Below are 14,643 nucleotides of genomic sequence, written 5' to 3'. Positions count from 1 at the left end.
CGTCACACCTCCTGGTAGCCGACGAGGACGTACCAGACGTCGGTGTCGTCGCGGTCTTGTTCGACGCTCAGGACGCCGTCCAGGGCGAAGTCCATGCCGAGTTCGGCCAGGTCGGTCGAGGCGTAGCGGAACGTCTTCCCGGCGCGGTACATGGCGACGGCGGCGAACGCGGCCTCGCGGTCGTCATAGACCGTGACGAGGGTGCCTGAGCGGGGCCGGGGCGGCACGTAGGACACCCCGATCGAACCGTCCAGGAGGTCGTGGAACTCGTTGCGAGATTGGAGGTCAGCGGCATAGCCGGCCACCGCGAGAGGCCGAGTCTTGTTGAGGACGCTCCAGGTCTGAAGGCGGTGAACGCTGGTCGATGCGCGGGGCGCGCCAGTCCAGTCGTAGAACTCGTCTTCGTCAGGAAGGTCGGGGGTGTCGCCGCTGAAGGCGGGGCCGCCGTAGACCCCGGGCACCAGCATGAAGTCGTCGATCCAGACGTCTGAGTCACCGCGCGGCGTGCGGGTGTTGAGCATGAGGAGGTGCGTCCCTGTGGACACGTCTTTGGTGAAGGTCAGGCGCAGTTCGTGGACGCCCTCGCGGTTGGGGAACGGGTCAGAGAGTGCGCGCGTGACGCCGTCCACGCGGTATTCGATGGTGCGGGAAGTGGCCCCGGGACTGATCTGAGCGGCGGCCAGACGAACGGGGATCACGACCGTGTACGTTCCGAGCGGGAGCGCGTTGACGAGTACGTACCGGTACGAGGTGTATTGACTAATCAGCCGCGCAGATCGCCCACCCGAAGCGGACCACTGCGCCGACTGGATCGCGATGTCCGAGCCATCTCCAGACCAAGCCATGCCGGATATCGGCGTAAGCGCACTGAGACCCGTAAGGGTCGATTCTGAGCCATTCACGGCCCCGACCCACCCGGGCGTCAAGTCTGAGTCCGGGCTGTATCCGCCGTCATGGTAGACACCTCCCGGCGTTCCCACCGTGTAGCGCGATGCACGGAGCACCGACCCCGCCGCGATGCCGGACGCGCGCACGTCGACCGCCATTGTCGCCGCGCCGGTCGGAACGACGACGTTCCCGAGTAGCCGGGTGGGCGTCGCCGCCGACGTCGACACCGCCTGGTAGGGGATCACGGTGACGTTGGAGACGAACGCCCCAGCGGCGTTGTAGAAGTCTGCAGTGATCGCGGCTTGGGCCCCGACTGCCGAGACGTCGACAGCTACGGGCACGGTCGCGCCAGCGGTGACGGCGGCACGCAGTGCGGTCGACGCGGCGAGGTAGATACGGGGCACGCCTCCGGTCGGCGGCGCGCTCCAGGTGATCGACGCCACCGGAGCGTTATTGACGCCCGTGGCGGTCACGGCTTGGTCCGCCGTCGCGCCCGTCCCCGGCTGGAATAGCCACGCGGTCAGCGACGCTTGCGGGGTGCGTGACCGGTTGCGAGCTACTTCGATCGATCCGCCGGGGACCTCGAAAGTGCCGTGAGTCGCGAGGTTCCGGGCCAGTTCGATGGACGCCCCGGGGGTGCCGCCGTCCAGGTTCGTGATGGTGTGCATTAGGTCAACTGCTTTCCGCCCATGCGGGCCTGGACTTCGATGTACACGGGGCGCGACTGCTGGCGTCGTCGCCACGACTCCACGTCGTTATTGGCAGGGGTGGTGTTCGCGCGGACGTCGATGGTCGCGTGACGCTTGCGGGCGAGCGCGTCCAGGTCGGCCTTGGCTTTCGACTTGCCGGTGGTCTTCACGGCAATGTCGGCGGTGCGCTTGCGGGCGACGTTCTCCAGGTCGCTTTCTGCGCTCGAGGTGTCGACCTTGATATCGACGTCCGCGTTGGGGTCGAAGGAGTCATCGAACGCGACGGACGCCTGGGAGCCGCCCGCCTTGCCAAGGTCGTTGAGCGCGGCGGCGTAAGGCTGGCGGGCGTTCTCCGGGAGGGCGACGAACTGCGCGACCCATTGTGTGCGCTGGGCCTCGGGCATTTCCATGAGGTTGGTCCACTGCTCGGGCGTGAGCTTCATGGCCTGGAGGTTCGCCTGGTAGGTGGCGACGGCGGCGGCGTGCTCCTGGGTGTAGGTCAGCCACCGTTCGATGTTCAGCGCGCCGTCCTCGGTCGTCGCGTAGTCGGTCGCGGCCGAGCGCATCGAGTCATACGCACCGGTCACGGACGCCTGCACGGTGTCCTGCGCGGCGGCGATCGCGTCGGCGGCTTCCTGCTCGGCTTCCATCCGAGCCTGTGCGGAGGCCACGCCCGCGTCCCGCTGACGCTCGGCAGAAGCGGCGGCTTCCTCCCGCGTCGACATCTCCTGATCGATCGAGGCCAGCACGTCGTCGTAAGCGGCCACCTCGGATTCGAGAGCTTCGATCTTCGCGGCGGCTTTCTCGTCAGCGAGGGCGCTCGTCGAGGCGATCGCCTCGGCCTCATCCATCGCCGCATCCCGGGCCTTCTGCATGGACTTGCGGTACTCGTCCTGAGCGTCCGCGCCGGAGGCCAGAAAGCCCTCCACCTCGTCGAGGGAGCGACCCGCACCCTTGAGGCCGTCGACCCACTTCTGAAGCTGAGTCGGGTCCTTCTCCCAGAACCAGCGCCAGTCAGTCGCCTTCAGTTGCTCAAGCTCCTGGATGCGGTCGACGATTTGCTGGGCACCGCTCAGCCAGGCTTCGGTCGACTGTCCGGCGTTGACGGCTTCGACGGCGAACTGGCGGGCTTGCTCCCGTAGCTCTTCGGCCTTCTCTTCGCCGTTCACCAGCCCGTTGACCACCAGGCCGATACCGGCGGCGGCGAGGCCCAGAGCGATGCCCAGGGGGCCGGAGATGCCGGACGCGAGTCCACCCAGGGTGCCCTGGGCGAGGTCCAGGATCGAGTCCATTTCGCCGTTGAATGACGACGTGACTTCGGAGAAGTTCGCGGCGGCTTCGTTCTTGAACTCTTCGACGTTTTCGGACGCCTTGCCGAAGCTCTTCTTGGTCCCGCTCTCGACGTCCTGCGCGCCGAACTTGAGTCGGCGCAGACTGTCGCGTGTTTCGTCGAGTTCGTCTGACAGGTCTTCGGCGGCGTCCTGCGCCTTCTCCAGTTCCTTGTCGAGGTCGGCACCCTTCGCGGCCTTCTCCAGGTCGTCGAAGGCGTCTTCGGCCTCTTCGAGCGGATCGACGATGCCGTTGGCGATCGCCTTCTCGACGCCGTCCGTATCGGCGGCGATCCCGATTTCGTATTTGCGGGCCATGCTTACTTGACCTTCTCTCCCAGTTCGTGGAGCGTGCGGACGGTGGTTTGAATCCAGAGGGCGGCGAAGCGGGCGATGCTCTCGGATGCCGCCGGGAACACGACGTTGCCGCGCTTGCGACGCGGGCCGAACAGGTCGCCGGTGGTGCGCTTGTAGGGCTTGCCCTTGCGGGACTTCGTGGCGATCGGTGCCTGAGCGGGACGACCGAACTCGGCGGCGGCGGCGAGGTCGGAGGCGGCGGCACCGCTCCGGAGCTTCCCCGTGGTCGCGGACCGCAGGAACACGTTCTGATTGGTGACGCCGACCTTGGCCGTATCGACCAGCGCCCGGTGCTGGATGCGGGTTACCGCGCGCTCGGCCACCTCGCCTTTCCAGATGGGCTGACCCTCGGTCTTGGTGTGCCGGTTGATCTGCTTGCGGACCTCGGCGGGAAAGGTCCGGTAGGCGATCGCGAGGGAGCGCAGGGGCGAGTCGATCAGGAGACTGATACGCCCCTGCACTCCCACGGTTACACGCCCGCCGTCGTCGGGGTGAAGGTCACGTCACCGTCGACCGGGAGGGACAGCTGGTCCTGAGCGAACGCGCCGCCCTCGCCGCCGGGATCGGGTGCGATCAGCACGACGTTGGCGGAGAAGGTGCCTTCGGGGGCGACGTAGGACACCTCCACGACGTCACCTTCGTTGGCCCAGAACATGCGGGCCAGGCCGGTAGCGGTCCAGTCCTGCACCAGGTTGACCTGGAGGGCGCGCCCGGGCTTGCCCTGGCGCTTGTGCATCTTGCCGCCGACGTCGCGGAACGATGCCGCCGCCTCGTCGGTCTTGACGAACTTCGAGGAGGTGACGTGCTCGGTGTACGTTTCCTCTCCGACCTTGAATGCGATTTCCACGAAGTGCGGATTGACTTCGACCATTGGTTACTCCTTCTTGAAACGTGAGAGGTGGATGATTTCGAGGCGGTACACGGTCTCGCCGGTCTCCAGGCGCACCTTGGTGGCGCGGTCCCAGAAGATCGACCCGTGAGAGTCGAGGGCGGGCAGGAGGACTAGCACCGCCTCTGTGGCGGTCCGGGTGCCCTTCTCCGGGTCTTTCTCGGGCGCGGTGACGGTAAGGGTGTAGGTGACCCCCACGTGGTGCGGTGGGCAGGGCTGGCCGTTGAACGTGGTGGCAAGGTCGCCCTGCTCGTAGTAGAGGACGACACTCAGGGACTCGACGGCCCCACCCTCGGCGTCCCACACCTTCCAGGTGTTCGGCACCACGGCGGTCAGGTCGGCCACGAGACTGTCGGTCAGGGCGTCCAGGAGCGGGGTTTCAGAGGCCACCGGTCACGCTCGCATTCACCGGTCGTATGATCGACCGGATTGTCTTGTCGAGCGGTCGCGGAACGAAGCTGAAACCTTCGCTTCCGACCCCGCCGTTCTCGTCTGCACGTCCCGCCGCCCACAGGTTTTTTGCCTGTTGCAGTTGCGCGTACACCAGGTTGAACGGGGCGTCCTCGGGGTCGAGGGCCAGCACGGCGAGCACCTCCCCCAGCCGGTCCTGGAGACCGAACTGGAGGAGGAGCGCCGCCATAGCCGACTGGACTTCGGTCGGCTCCGGGGCGTACGTGACGACTTGGAGCCGAGCCGTATCGAGGACGAAGCCGAACAGTTCTTCGTTCTCGATGGGCGCACCCTTCCAGGCCGCGTTGACGCGGCCCTGGTCGGAGGCGCTGTACCAGTCGGCCATGCTCAGGCCAGCCGGAGCCAGGTGACGGAACCGTCCTCGACGGTCTCGCCCACGTTCGGCACGGTCGGCGCGGAGCCGCCCGTGGTACCGGCGACCACGGCCTGGTAGATGTTCTCGCCGGACTTCGCGAGGTCGCCCACCTCGTAGTCGGTCGTGTTGGCGCGGGCGTCTGCCGCGCCGATGTGGACGACGGCAACGGCGCGGACGACGAACACCTGGAGGTATCCGTGGATCGCGCGGTCCACTCCACCCTTGGCGAGGTCGAGGGCGTCGATGCGGAGCGGTCCGCCGGGAAGCTCATCGAACTCCACGGCCTTGCCGGACCCGACGATAACGGACGGAGTGGAGGTGATGCCGGTGTCACCGACGACGAGGACCAGGCCGTCAGCCGAGCCCTGCCAGTCGGTCGAGGCGGTGAACTTCACGAACTCCGGGATCAGGTCCTTCGGCGTGTAGATCAGTTCCTTGTAGGCGAGTTCGTTGGCGATGATGAACGTGGGCGTGTCGCGCCGTCCGTCCTTCTTCTTGGCCTTGATCGCCAGGATGCCCTGGATGACCATGCCGAGCGCCACCGGGTAGTCGTGGCCCTCGACGTCGGGGTACGCCTCGGGCGCGATCGGGTTGCCCGCGACCGTGCGCCAGACCTCCAGCGCCACGCCGTCGGACCAGATCAGGTGATCCTCCAGCACCAGCTTGAAGAACGATTCCACGGCTTCCTCGGCCCCGGGCAGGTCGAAGAACTCGCGGGCGATGTCGGCACCGAAGGCCCACTTGACGAGAGAGGAAACGTGGCTCTTGGTGAAGCCGACGCCCGACGAGATGGGCGTCTTGTTGCCCGCCCACTGTGCGCCCAGTCGGTTGACCGGCGCATCCTGCTTGCCGCGGTGGAGGGTGTAACCCTGCTTGCCGGCCAGGGTGATGTTCGTGCCGAGCGTGCCGAGTGTGATGTACTCGCGCTCGTAGGGAATGCCCTGGTACAGCTGGCCGAGCCAGTTCGGACGGGCGACCTCGCCACCGGCGGCGAGGTCCGTGGTCACGTCCTCAAGCGCGGCCAGCACGCCCTCGGCGTCGTCGCGGGCGTTGCCGGTCAGGAGCGGGTTGCGCATGGTCGCGAACGCGGCCATGACCTCGGCGGTGGTCGGCCCCTCGACGGTGGCCGTCTTGGAGGGGGCGGTGGGTGCCCCGGCGCGCTGGGTGGCGGGGATTGCGGATGCGGTCACGGGAAGGTCCTCCTGGGTTTCTTCCGACTCGGCGGTCGGCTCGGTGATGGTCTCGGTGATGGTCGTGGTGGTCTCGGAACCGGTATCGGTCTCGACGGTCTCGGAGTCGTAGACGCGCTTGTAGGTACGTCCCTCGTCGTCGGTGTAGGTGTCGTCGGTGTGGCTCTCGGCCACCGCGTCGCCCTCGGTCGTGGTCGTGGGTTCGGCCTCGTCGTCGTCCGGGGTGTCGGCGGCGAGGACCATGGCGGACGGGAAAGCGCCGCGCCCGCAGACGGCGGAGCCGGACACCTTGCCGCCGGTGGCCTTGCCGTTCTTGATGCCCGTGCGGAACTCGCCGGACAGTCGGCGGCGCTTGCCGTTCGGGTCGCGGGCGTCGGCCAGGGCGGCGTCGCCCTCGGGGGTGCGGTCGAAGACGTAGGACGCCATGATTCCGGCGGGCGTCTCCCAGAGCGCGGTGGCGTGGCCGACCGGCTCGAAGCGGTCGTGGTCGAGGTTGAGCACGACGCTGGACGGATCTTCGGGGATGCGGATCACTCCCGCTTCCACCTCGAACGTGCCGACGTTGGTGCGGCCCTTCTCGCCGTACGGGATCAGAAGGCCGGTGACCGAACGGTCGTCGGCGCTCGCAAGCACCTCGCCGCCCTCGATCTGGATTTCGATTTCTCTCATGTGTCAGTCCTCACTGGTGGGGTTGCTGTCGGGGTTCGGGGTGGCGTGCATGTTGCTCTGGTCGCCCCGGATGGAATGGCCGGGTGCCACCACGTCGTCGAGGGACATGCGCGCCTCGAAGGCGAGGAGCATGCGCCGGGCCAGGCCGTACTCCCAGAGGTCGGACCGTTCGCCGCCGTTGCCGACGCCCTGGTACCGCATCTCGGTACCGCCGCCGGAGCCGCCCTGGCGGACGCCTTCGAGGATCGACGCGGGCATGCTGGTGTGGTTGGCAATGTCGAGGCGGTTCGCGTTGCGTCCGGTCTCGTAGAGGTCGGTCGGCATGCTCGCTCCGGGGAACTCGACCTTGACCGTGGAGGGGACCAGGCCGGTGCTGTTCTTGCGTCGGCCTTCGTTCCACTCGTCGCGGATCGCGGCGCGCTGTTCCTTCGAGTACCCGAAGTAGTCGGTTGCTTCGAGGGTCAGGACGGTGAGCGCGATCGGGTTGTCCAGACGGTTCTGGTAGGCGTCCTCGATCTTCTGCGACTGTCGGATGGTGGTGGCCCCGTTGACCAGGAGGCCGTCCTCGCCATAGCCGATCGGAATGGCGATCGGGTTGGCGGTGTACTTCGCGGGCACCAGGTCAGAGGTGACCTGGACGAAGCCCTTTTCGTCCACGAACCACATGCCGAACGGGATATGGAGACAGTCGTCCATGTCGGCGGTGAAGCCGTAGCACGCCCACCCCTCGAAGAACCAGTCCGACGCCGCGCCGAAGTCGCGATGGTACGGGGCCACGCCCGACGCGGAGGTGGTGAGCCAGGGTGCTTGAGACTTCGCCTGGACGTCGCCTTCCATCTCGAACTTCGGGATGCTCGCGAAAGTCGTGCACGCGATCCCGTGAGCGCGAGCGACACCCGGCACCTTCAACGCGGCTTCGCGCGTGATGACTCCGGCACTCTCACCGAGAAGATCTTTCAGGGTGTCATCGACGACCAGGCGCTGGAGGTCCCCAGCCGGTGCCCACGGCGACACAATGCCGACCGGAGCGCGCCCAGAGGGGCGCATGAGTTCGAGCGCCGCGCGCTCGGCATAGTCCTTCTTGATGTTTCGTCCAAAGATTCCCACGTGTTCGAACCTCTCTGCGGTCTTGGAATTTGCGGTCAGGATTCGGGGAACGACACGCCGTGTCGCTTGCGGTAGCGGTCGCGCTGGCGGTAGTCGCCGGGGTGCTCGTCACGCTCGTGGCGACACCCGGCGGTCAGCGCGTCGTCGAGGTAGAAGCGGAAGGGACGCCACCAGGGATGTTCCGCGCAGGTCGTCACGATGCCGCCGCCGGACTCGTCGTGCTCAATCGGGCTGTGCTGGTAGCTGCTCATGCGTCAATCTCCAAAGTCGAAGTGGTCGCTAGGCGCACGTTGCGGTTGCACCTCGTCGAGGAACTGGAGGGCGAGCGTCGCCGCTTCCATGGGTGTGATGTCGGCGTCCGGCTGGTCCTTCGGACGCCCGAGTCCGAAGCCGCCATAGGTGCCGATCGCGCGCTTTGTCGCGATCGCGGCGGCCTTGTCCAGCGGGTCCTGTTTCCAGTGCGCGAACGTGTACGGCGGTTCCTTCGGCTCGAGGAGCTTGAGGAGCTTGGTCGCGCCCTGGCGGACGTCGAGCGTCTTGGCCGGTGTCAGCGTGGGCTTGGGCATGGCACGGCCCAGCGCCTCGACCTCGACGGCAGCGGCTTGGCTCGCGCCGTCGTAGATGATCGGGACGCGGTGTTCACGCGCGAGGATCAGGACCTTCTGCCAGAAACCCTTGGTGCCGTGCTGGTGGTGGATGAGGCCGATGGCGGTGCGCGTCTCGCGGTCCTCTCCCGCCATGTCCTCGGCCACGGCCACGAGGTCGAGGGGTTCCAGGACGTGATGCCACGCGACGGCGACGGAGGACCAGAGGCCGTCCGGGTGAACGGCGATCGCGAGGGAGAACAGGCCCGGGTTTGACGGGAGGGCGCCGGGTACCGTGGTGCGCTCCCACGCCGCCATGCTGATGAGGGTGGTGGTCGCGCCCTCGTCGCCGAAGATGCCCAGATACTCGAAGATGAATTTCTGTCGGGGCTGAAGTACGAAGTTGCGGCGCACGTCGTCCAGGTCGGTGAGGTTGCCGACGCCGGGGTGATGCTTGAGGACCAGCCCGCGCACGTTCGCGAGCGGGTGCGATTCGGTCGGTTCCCAGTCGGCCAGTTCCTCGTCGCTCGTGGAGTCGGGCGCGTTGTATCGGAGGATGCCCGCGCCGAGCTCTGCGGCCTTCTCGAACAGGACTTCGTAGAGGAGGTTCCCGGCCCGGATCTTGTCAGCCGTTCCGGTGATGATGAACTGGCCCTTGGTGGTGTCGAGGGTCGGCGGGATAGCGGCCAGGAGGTCTTCGGTCATCTCGGGCTTCGCGCGCCCGGACTCGTCGATCAGTACTTCGTCGTAGGCGGACCCTCGGAAGTTGTCACCGATCGGAGCGTGGACGGCGAACACGGAGCGGTTGGGGAAGCGGAGCGCTTCGGACCCGGCTTGCCGAACGATCTTTACGGGGCGGTTCTTCGGGTCGGGGTACTCGGCTTCGATCACGTCGAGCACTTCGTGGTTGAACTTCTCGCGGGCTTTGAGGCCGGTGGTCGCGAGAGTGAAGGCGGAGTTGCGGCGCGGTCGGCATGCGCATCGCCCGATGATGACGGCGAGGATGGTGGTCGTCTTGGTCGACCGGCGCGGCATCATGATCGCGTCGATGGCGTGGCCGACCGCGAGCATGTCGACCACCAGGAGTTGCTGGGGCACCGGGTCTTGCGGGTTGCCTTCGCGGTCCTCCAGTTGGCCCATGATCTTCATGCCGGTGAGGAACTCGCGCCGGTCGCGCTCGGTGGTGCGAAGCTCGGTCACCTCGTCCGGTTCGAGGGCGGTGGCTCGGTGCGCGAGCCACGCCGACTCATCCATGAGCCAGTGATCCTCAAGTTCGGGGAAAAATACGCCTGTAGAGCCATAGGCGGGGGTTGCTGTGACAGACATAAAAAAGACGCGCCGATCAGGAGTTCTTGGACCAGTTGAGTAGGCCGGATGAGGTGGTGGAGGTGTGGACGGCGGGAGCACGGCGGGCACGGTTGGCCTTCTGGATCGCGGCACCTCGTCGGCCACCGTCCGCACGGTTGCCGATGCACCGGCCCGTCTTGTAGCGGTGCTCGGGTGCGAGGTTGCCGAGGCCGTGCCCGCCGTCCGGGTCGATGTGCCCGACGTCGTACCGTTGCTCGGGGTCTATCTCGTGCCCGCATCGCCAGCAAGTGACCTCACGCCCTGAGCGCCGCTTGGCCGCGACCTGAGCGCGGACGATGCGGGCGTTCGCGACGTACTCGGGGTCACGATGCTTCGCGCTCACGGGTGAGTGGTCCCGACGAAGACGGCGCAGACGCAAGGCCGGACGGGATAGCGGCAGTAGTGGTCATGGCGCACGACCATGCCGCGGTCGGCCATGCATCCATGTGCGTGGTTGAGGTGCGGGCCGGTGTGCTCGTATCGGAGCGTGCAGACGATCCAGGCGTCCCGGTCCTGCCACACGGCAGAGCACCGGCCCAAGATGTGCTCCCGCTCCCACTGGGCCCGGACCAGGCGGACGCTCGCGGCAGTGTCACGCCGACGCGCTCGGCGTCGGTCACGGATGCCGAGGTAGAGCCAGAGCGCCACGACCATGGTCAGGGCGACGAGAAGGGCCAGAGGGCTGATGTTGTCGATCACGACTGGACCGCCTCACGAAGGCGGACGATGCCCAGGCCGGTTCCGAGCACGTCGATGGTCTTGCGTCCGGCCACGACGAAGGCCTGAGCCGCGTCGAGGTAGTCGAGGCCGTCGAGGGCCAACTGGTCCTTTGCGGCGTCGAGGGTCAGGGCCACGTCGACGAGGGTTTCGTGGGTTCGGTCGCATCCAGTCTTGAGGGCTTCACCGGCGAGGGTCAGGGCCTTCTGGGTGAGCGCCCGGAGGTCGGCGTCTACCTGGAGCAGGGTGTTCTTTCCGGACTGGCGGGGGCTGATGATCGTGTTCATGCTCGGTCTTTCGGTTCGTAGGTGGGGCCGAGGATCGCGCGGATTTCAGCGATGGTCGGCGGGTCGATCAGGTCGCGTTCGTTGCGTCCGTCTGCCCGGTGGTGTCCGCAGGAGCACCAGCCGGATTCGAGGTAGGTGTGGGCTTCCATCCCGTCCCTGCTTCGGTGGTGAGTGGTTGAGGGAGTAGTGGCCCCCTCCTAGAACGGAAGGGACCACACACGTCCTGATGCTTCGGCGGAGCCGGGCGTCGGTCGTAGGTGTGGGCGCGTCTCTCGATCGCGCTACTGACAGGCAATTGAGGGCGGGGCTGTCCTGGATGACGCGCCCGGTCGTACCACTTACCGCGTCTCCCCGGCCTCTCGGGGCGCTGGTGTTTCGCAGTACAGCTCTGCGGGTCTCCCCTCGCTTCACCCGGGACCCGTGAACGGTCGCTGTGGATGGCTGGTGGGTTTGGGCCGGGTGTGCCTCACGGCTAGCCGATGTGCCCGTTACACCCGTGATGGGTGCCCTTCGCGCCAGGGTGCGCGGAATGCCCGGGGCCTGTCTCTGATTCGGTTCACGTGTCCCAGATTGCGGCGTACGGCACAGACACGGATGCATTGAGTTCGGCGTGTCACAATTTCGGACGCGCTACTATCGACCCATGAGCATGACAGTCACATGGACCCTTGGGGAGCTTCTAGCGAAGGCGCGCAAGGATGCGGGCATGGACCAGCTACAGCTGGCACGTGCCGTCAGCATCGGGCGTAACACGCTGTCGACGTACGAAACGGGGCGCTCGGTGCCACCGTTCGACGTGATGGTGCGGATCGCGCGCACAACTGGCGTGAGCCTCGAATGGCTCGCAAGCGCCGTTAACGCAGAAACGGCCCCCACCGAAGTGGAAGCCGATTCGTCACTGTCTCAACACAGTGTGCGCCCGAAGGGACTCGAACCCCTAACCTTCTGATCCGTAGTCAGATGCTCTATCCATTGAGCTACGGGCGCCCAGCCCGCTCAGCGGGCCGTGGAACAGCCTACAACAGTCCTGACGCGAAAGCGAAACGAGGCCTCAGTCGCTCGCCGCCTCGGCTTTCTGCTGCTTCTTGCGCCGCTTGGCCCGCGCGCGCTGCTCGGAGGAGAGCGCCTGCAGGTCGACCAGACGCAGCGCCTGCATGCGTGCCTCGCGCATGCGCCCGTAGTCGGGATCTTGATCCGGTCGCATGCCCTCGACCCGCAATCGGCGGTCGAGATTGTGGCGCACGTCGGCCCAGGCGGCGTCCCGCGCCTCTTCGACGATCTGCGCCAGACGTTCCCGGTCTTCCATCATCTCGCGCAGGCGCTGGCCGACCCCGGTGGACTGCTTGGCCCGGCGGCGCAGGTTTCGCACATCGCGGTCGCGGTAGTCGTGCGTGCCCACCGGATCGGAGTGCCGACCCCTGGCCCGCTTACGCAGCGCGGTGACGTTGGCGGCCGCTTCTTCCGACTCCTCGGCCATCGCCCGCAGCGCCTCCCGCGCATCGTCGATGTACTTCTCCATGTCGAAGACGCCGTCTTCGGCGATGGTGCCGATGAGGATGTGATTCTTCACGGCGAGGCGCGCGGCAGCCGTCGCGATCGCGACGCCTTCGGCGATGGCATCCGCTGTCCGTCCCACCGGTACCTCCTCTCCACGAGCGTACCGGTATCACTGGGGCCCGGTGTCGGCCAGAATGGTTCCGGATCAGCATGCCCCACCCCTCCGACATCCACCGCCACGGCCCCGGATCGCGCACCGCAGGAGACTCATGAAACACCTCGATCTCGCCGGCAGCACCACCGTGATCACGGGAGCGGCGAACGGCATGGGCGCCGACATCGCCCGACTGCTGGCAGCCCGCGGCACGCACCTCGCGCTGATCGACCACGACAGCGCCGCCCTGGCGACCATCGCCGCGGAACTGAGCGGGTCGACGGTGACCACGCATGTGGTCGATCTCCGCGACGACGACGCCGTGTTCGCCGCAGCCGACGAGATCACTTCGACGCATCCGAGGGTCAACGCCCTGATCACCTGCGCCGGATCATCGATGCTCGGAAACCTCGACCAGCTCACGATGGAGGAGATGCGCTGGCTCACCGACGTGAACCTCTGGGGCACGGTGTCGATCACCAAGGCGCTGCTGCCCGCCCTCCGCGCTGCGCCCGCCGCGCACATCACCCACTTCGCGAGCGTGTATGCGCTCGCCGCTCCAGCCGGGCGCATCCCGTACGCGCTGAGCAAGTTCGCCGTGCGGGGCTTCTCCGAGGCACTGCGGCACGAGCTGGAGGGCACCACGGTCAGCGTCGGCGCCGTCTATCCGGCCGGCGTCCGCACCGGAATCATCCTGCACGGGCGCTACGCCGCCGCGATCGATCCGGAAGTCGCCGCTCGTGCCGCCGCCGCACAGGCCGCGATGTACCACACCGACCCGGCGGACGCTGCGGCCCGCATCGTCCGAGCGACCGAGCGACGGGCTGCCCGCACGATGGTCGGACGGGAGGCACGACTGATCGACGTGCTCACGCGCATCGCCCCGTCGTCGTACTGGCGCGTGATGCGACGGCCGCTGCGCGCGGCGATCGACACGACGACGCCGGTCGCCTGACCGCACCGGGCCGGGTCAGCGGACCGCGCCCACCCAGATCCCCGACGCCCACGCCTGCTGATCGCCGTTGCACCCCACCGAGCCGGGGTAGCCGCGGACGACGGCCATGCAGTTGGCGAGGAACTCCGGGTCGTTGCCGAACATCGAGGCGTACGCGCCGGAAGACGTGAGCGCACCCCAGACCCGGAACTGGTAGATGTGCGCGAGCTCGTGCGCCATGGCCCAGTTCAACCGGCCCGCACTCCAGTTCGCGATGTCGCCGCGGTACTTGATGTAGCCGTTGCTGTTGGCGCAGGCCGGCGCGTTCCCGCCCGCGCACGACGACGACTCGTACAGCCCGACACCACCTCCGCCGACGAGGTCGAGCGCCGCCCGCACCCGCGCGTACCCGTCCGGCCCGCTCGATGTCCAGGCCGGGCCACCCGGTCCTGCGCTCTGCGCGGCCTGCACCGAGGCGACCTGGGTGCCGACCTTCTCGGCGAGCGCATGCACCGTGGCCGTGGCCGCCGTGACCGTGGCGGGGTCCCTCGACTCGGCCAGCACGGTCTGCTGGGCCGACAGCGCGGCAGCCCGATGAGAGGCGGTGTCGACCATCCCCTGTGCATTGTCGAAGACGCGGCTCAGGGCCGTGATCTCGGCGACGAACGCCGGCCGCACCGCGAGCACCGCCGCGCGGTCGGCCGTGTCCTGCTCCGCCTGCGCGATCGTCGCCTCGAGATACTCGGTGCGCTGCCTGGCCTCGTGGTATTCCTGCGACAGGCTGCCGAATTCCGCCACGACCGCGACGCGCTCCCGATCGAGGGCATCCGCCCGCGCGAGCACTCCGGCGGACAGCACGACCGCCGCCGCGAGCGTGACCGCCAGCACCCGGCGCATCACTGCAGGAACCCCGTGGTGTCGCCGATCTCGGCATCCTGCTCAGCGATCTGCGACCGCAGCGCGGTGAGCTTCTGCGCGAGCTCGAGGTTCTCCCCGTGGGATTCCTCCAGGGCGCGCTCGACACGGACGATCTCCGCTTTGACTGCGGTGAGGGCTGCCACCCGCTCCTGATCGGCGATCGCGACCAGCGCGACTCCTCCGAGAAGCAGCAGGCACCCGACCGCGACAGCAAGACTCCGCATCTCGCTCCCCAGAACAGCGCAACGTTTCCGGACCGACT

General features: G+C 67.5%; 19 protein-coding genes and 1 tRNA gene. 2 read left to right on the top strand and 18 right to left on the bottom strand.

The genetic code is table 11. From position 1 onward, the window contains the following. Positions 1-2: 2 nt before the first annotated feature. The 14 genes from OC372_RS12300 to OC372_RS12235 form a co-directional block, all read right to left on the bottom strand. Entirely contained in the window at positions 3-1,556 is a 1,554-nt protein-coding gene (locus tag OC372_RS12300; RefSeq protein WP_262002229.1) for a hypothetical protein, read from the bottom strand. Next, on the bottom strand, positions 1,556-3,223 hold the full coding sequence (locus OC372_RS12295) for a hypothetical protein (protein ID WP_262002228.1): 1,668 nt from the start codon (positions 3,221-3,223) through the stop codon (positions 1,556-1,558). The genes OC372_RS12300 and OC372_RS12295 overlap by 1 nt, the downstream gene beginning before the upstream one ends. A gap of 2 nt (positions 3,224-3,225) precedes the next feature. Next, entirely contained in the window at positions 3,226-3,729 is a 504-nt protein-coding gene (locus OC372_RS12290) for a hypothetical protein (protein ID WP_262002227.1), read from the bottom strand. A gap of 2 nt (positions 3,730-3,731) precedes the next feature. Beyond that, entirely contained in the window at positions 3,732-4,133 is a 402-nt protein-coding gene (locus OC372_RS12285; protein ID WP_262002226.1) for a hypothetical protein, read from the bottom strand. A gap of 3 nt (positions 4,134-4,136) precedes the next feature. Beyond that, positions 4,137-4,541, bottom strand: coding sequence for a hypothetical protein (locus OC372_RS12280; protein ID WP_262002225.1), 405 nt, complete (start codon positions 4,539-4,541; stop codon positions 4,137-4,139). Continuing rightward, positions 4,531-4,947, bottom strand: a complete 417-nt coding sequence (locus OC372_RS12275) for a hypothetical protein (RefSeq protein ID WP_262002224.1) — start codon at positions 4,945-4,947, stop codon at positions 4,531-4,533. The genes OC372_RS12280 and OC372_RS12275 overlap by 11 nt, the downstream gene beginning before the upstream one ends. Before the next feature lie 2 nt (positions 4,948-4,949). Beyond that, positions 4,950-6,836: a hypothetical protein gene (locus tag OC372_RS12270; RefSeq protein WP_262002223.1), complete on the bottom strand. Its 1,887-nt coding sequence runs from the start codon at positions 6,834-6,836 to the stop codon at positions 4,950-4,952. 3 nt (positions 6,837-6,839) lie between these two features. Continuing rightward, positions 6,840-7,943: a hypothetical protein gene (locus OC372_RS12265; protein WP_262002222.1), complete on the bottom strand. Its 1,104-nt coding sequence runs from the start codon at positions 7,941-7,943 to the stop codon at positions 6,840-6,842. Positions 7,944-7,978: 35 nt separating this feature from the next. After that, positions 7,979-8,194, bottom strand: coding sequence for a hypothetical protein (locus OC372_RS12260; protein ID WP_262002221.1), 216 nt, complete (start codon positions 8,192-8,194; stop codon positions 7,979-7,981). A gap of 3 nt (positions 8,195-8,197) precedes the next feature. Then, positions 8,198-9,781: a hypothetical protein gene (locus tag OC372_RS12255; RefSeq protein ID WP_262002220.1), complete on the bottom strand. Its 1,584-nt coding sequence runs from the start codon at positions 9,779-9,781 to the stop codon at positions 8,198-8,200. Positions 9,782-9,869: 88 nt separating this feature from the next. Continuing rightward, positions 9,870-10,217 carry a hypothetical protein gene (locus tag OC372_RS12250; RefSeq protein WP_262002219.1) on the bottom strand — a complete coding sequence of 116 codons (348 nt, stop codon included), beginning with the start codon at positions 10,215-10,217 and terminating at the stop codon, positions 9,870-9,872. Next, positions 10,214-10,573, bottom strand: a complete 360-nt coding sequence (locus OC372_RS12245; protein WP_262002218.1) for a hypothetical protein — start codon at positions 10,571-10,573, stop codon at positions 10,214-10,216. Before OC372_RS12245 ends, OC372_RS12250 begins: the two co-directional genes overlap by 4 nt. Continuing rightward, positions 10,570-10,878: a hypothetical protein gene (locus tag OC372_RS12240; RefSeq protein WP_262002217.1), complete on the bottom strand. Its 309-nt coding sequence runs from the start codon at positions 10,876-10,878 to the stop codon at positions 10,570-10,572. The genes OC372_RS12245 and OC372_RS12240 overlap by 4 nt, the downstream gene beginning before the upstream one ends. Then, positions 10,875-11,027: a hypothetical protein gene (locus OC372_RS12235; protein ID WP_262002216.1), complete on the bottom strand. Its 153-nt coding sequence runs from the start codon at positions 11,025-11,027 to the stop codon at positions 10,875-10,877. Before OC372_RS12235 ends, OC372_RS12240 begins: the two co-directional genes overlap by 4 nt. A gap of 494 nt (positions 11,028-11,521) precedes the next feature. Between OC372_RS12235 and OC372_RS12230 the strand changes: the two genes are divergently transcribed. Continuing rightward, positions 11,522-11,827, top strand: coding sequence for a helix-turn-helix domain-containing protein (locus OC372_RS12230; RefSeq protein ID WP_262002215.1), 306 nt, complete (start codon positions 11,522-11,524; stop codon positions 11,825-11,827). Here the strand turns inward: OC372_RS12230 and OC372_RS12225 are convergent. Both OC372_RS12225 and OC372_RS12220 read right to left on the bottom strand, forming a co-directional pair. Beyond that, positions 11,793-11,865, bottom strand: a tRNA-Arg gene (locus OC372_RS12225). The genes OC372_RS12230 and OC372_RS12225 overlap by 35 nt on opposite strands. A 64-nt stretch (positions 11,866-11,929) precedes the next feature. Beyond that, entirely contained in the window at positions 11,930-12,514 is a 585-nt protein-coding gene (locus OC372_RS12220) for a hypothetical protein (RefSeq protein ID WP_029263781.1), read from the bottom strand. 130 nt (positions 12,515-12,644) lie between these two features. Here OC372_RS12220 and OC372_RS12215 point away from each other — a divergent pair, with 130 nt between their 5' ends. Then, the gene (locus tag OC372_RS12215; RefSeq protein WP_262002214.1) at positions 12,645-13,484 is read left to right on the top strand and encodes an SDR family NAD(P)-dependent oxidoreductase; all 840 of its coding nucleotides are present in this window, start codon (positions 12,645-12,647) and stop codon (positions 13,482-13,484) included. A 15-nt stretch (positions 13,485-13,499) separates the two neighbouring features. Here the strand turns inward: OC372_RS12215 and OC372_RS12210 are convergent, their stop codons facing one another. Both OC372_RS12210 and OC372_RS12205 read right to left on the bottom strand, forming a co-directional pair. Continuing rightward, a complete protein-coding gene (locus tag OC372_RS12210) occupies positions 13,500-14,360 on the bottom strand; it encodes a hypothetical protein (protein ID WP_105711176.1) in 861 nt (286 codons plus the stop codon). Continuing rightward, positions 14,360-14,605: a hypothetical protein gene (locus OC372_RS12205; RefSeq protein WP_029263778.1), complete on the bottom strand. Its 246-nt coding sequence runs from the start codon at positions 14,603-14,605 to the stop codon at positions 14,360-14,362. Before OC372_RS12205 ends, OC372_RS12210 begins: the two co-directional genes overlap by 1 nt. Positions 14,606-14,643 lie beyond the last annotated feature (38 nt).

The sequence above is a fragment of the Microbacterium sp. Mcb102 genome, from assembly GCF_024519805.1.
Lineage (GTDB): Bacteria > Actinomycetota > Actinomycetes > Actinomycetales > Microbacteriaceae > Microbacterium.
The sequence above is the reverse complement of the archived record's forward strand: the minus strand, read 5'-3'. Positions and strand labels throughout refer to the sequence as shown.